This is a genomic window from Micromonospora sp. 4G55 (assembly GCF_016803375.1).
Genome location: NZ_JAEVHN010000864.1, coordinates 1 through 2,229, shown reverse-complemented (window position 1 = coordinate 2,229; position 2,229 = coordinate 1). Strand labels below are relative to the sequence as shown.

General features: G+C 72.1%; 1 protein-coding gene and 2 pseudogenes. All 3 read right to left on the bottom strand.

What is annotated here, in order from left to right; translation table 11 throughout:
- Positions 1-305, bottom strand: a pseudogene (locus tag JNW89_RS35360) (YggS family pyridoxal phosphate-dependent enzyme); the annotation flags it as partial.
- Positions 306-314: 9 nt separating this feature from the next.
- Complete coding sequence (gene ftsZ, locus JNW89_RS35355) at positions 315-1,430, bottom strand: cell division protein FtsZ (protein ID WP_238452332.1); 1,116 nt, start codon at positions 1,428-1,430, stop codon at positions 315-317.
- Positions 1,431-1,673: 243 nt separating this feature from the next.
- A pseudogene (locus JNW89_RS35350) lies at positions 1,674-2,229 on the bottom strand (cell division protein FtsQ/DivIB); the annotation flags it as partial.

Below are 2,229 nucleotides of genomic sequence, written 5' to 3'. Positions count from 1 at the left end.
CGGGCCTTGTTGCGTTGCAGCTGGCCGATGAAGTGCCAGCGAACGGCCACCCCGGCGGCGGCCACCTCGGCCGCCTTCGGCGCGGCCTCCTGGTCGCGGTTCTCCCCCACGTCAATCACCCCGAGCCCGGCCAGCGCGACCACGTCGCCGGCCGGGTACGTCTTGGTGACCGCGATCATGGTGACCTCGGCGCGGTCCCGTCCGGCGGCGGCGCAGGCGTCGGCGATCCGGGCGCGGACCCGGGCCAGCCCGGCCGCGAGTTCGGCACGCCGGTCGGGCCGTACCGTGGCTGGTTCGTCGGTCATCGGCGGAGCTCAGGAACCGTTCTTGAGGAAGTCGGGCACGTCCACGTCGTCGAAGAGCACCCGGCGCGGCGACTGCTGCTGGGCCGGCAGGGTGGTCGGCGGCGCGACCGGCGAGTTCTGCGGCGCCGGCTGGTTCTGGTTGGTCTTGCGCGGCGCCTCGGCCGCCTTGTACGACGGCGCGCCGCCGTCGAAGCCGGCCGCGATGACGGTGACCCGGACCTCGTCGCCCAGCGCGTCGTCGATGACCGCGCCGAAGATGATGTTGGCGTCCGGGTGCGCCGCGTCGGTGACCAGCTGGGCGGCGTCGTTGATCTCGAACAGGCCGAGGTCGGAGCCGCCGGCGATGGAGAGCAGTACGCCGCGCGCGCCGTCCATGCTCTGCTCCAGCAGCGGGCTGGAGATGGCCGCCTCGGCCGCCTCCACCGCGCGGTTCTCGCCGCGGGCGCTGCCGATGCCCATCAACGCGCTGCCGGCGCCGCTCATCACGCTCTTGACGTCGGCGAAGTCCAGGTTGATCAGACCCGGCGTGGTGATCAGGTCGGTGATGCCCTGGACACCGGAGAGCAGCACCTGGTCGGCGGTGCGGAAGGCGTCCATCATGGAGATGTTGCGGTCGCCGAGCGCCAGCAGCCGGTCGTTCGGGATGACGATCAGCGTGTCGCACTGGTTGCGCAGCTCGTCTATGCCGGACTCGGCCTGCACCTGGCGGCGCTTGCCCTCGAAGGAGAACGGTCGGGTCACCACACCGATGGTGAGCGCGCCGAGCTTGCGGGCGATGTTCGCCACCACCGGCGCGCCGCCGGTGCCGGTGCCGCCGCCCTCGCCGCAGGTCACGAAGACCATGTCGGCGCCCTTGAGCACCTCCTCGATCTCGTCGCGGTGGTCCTCGGCGGCGTTCTTGCCGACGTCCGGGTTGGCGCCGGCGCCGAGGCCCCGGGTCAGCTCCCGGCCGACGTCGAGCTTGACGTCGGCGTCACTCATCAGCAGCGCCTGCGCATCGGTGTTGATCGCGATGAACTCGACGCCCTTGAGCCCAACCTCGATCATCCGGTTGACGGCGTTGACGCCGCCGCCCCCGATGCCGACGACCTTGATGACCGCCAGGTAGTTGTGCGGAGGTGTCATCTCCGGTCCTTTCCCTTCGAGATTGGCATCGCCCCGACCGGGTACGGCGTGGCCAGACCGACGGTCGACGACAGCTGTCACCACAGAGGATCAGGAATAAACCCTCACCCTCTACTAGAGGCTTACAGTTATGTCAACCACTGATCCTCTTCGGGGCAACGTAAGCGCCCCCACGCCGAGAGCCAAGGACCTGCCCGGCGTGTCGCCGCCCTTAGCGGGACGGCTCACGTCCGGCGTCCCCCATCACTTGAAGGTGACCACGTCCGGCGCGCTGACGTCGATCGTGTCGGCCTTGCGACCCAACAGTGCGGTGGCCACCCGCGCCTTGTCCGTCCCCCGGGTCGCGTCACCCCAGACGACCGTCCGATCGCCTCGGAGGGTGAGGCTGATCCGGGCCAGACCCTGCACGGTGAGCTCGGTCAGCTCCGCGCGCAGCGGCGGGGTGAGCACCGCCAGCACCTCCAGCGCGGCCCGGGTGCCCGGGTCGTCCGGGCCGGGGGTGGCCAGCCGGACCACCGGCAGGCCGTCGGGGGCGCGCGGCACCGTCCGGAACACCACCCCGTCGGCGTCGAGCACGACGAACTGCCCGTCCCGCGGTACCGCCGCGACCCGTCCGCTCCACCACCGTCACCACCAGCGTGCCCGGCCAGTCCCGGGTCACCGTGGCCCGCTCCACCGGGGCCAGCGCGCCGATCCGGCGCCCGGTCGCGGCCAGGTCCACCCGGGCCAGCGGGACCCCCGTCCGGCACCCCCCGCGGCCTCCCGCACCTCGACCGGGGTGACCAGCTCCGCGCCGACC

Bases quoted from the DNA above. Each gene is read 5' to 3' on its own strand.
- ftsZ (WP_238452332.1), bottom strand. From the start codon at position 1,430: ATGACACCTCCGCACAACTACCTGGCGGTCATCAAGGTCGTCGGCATC.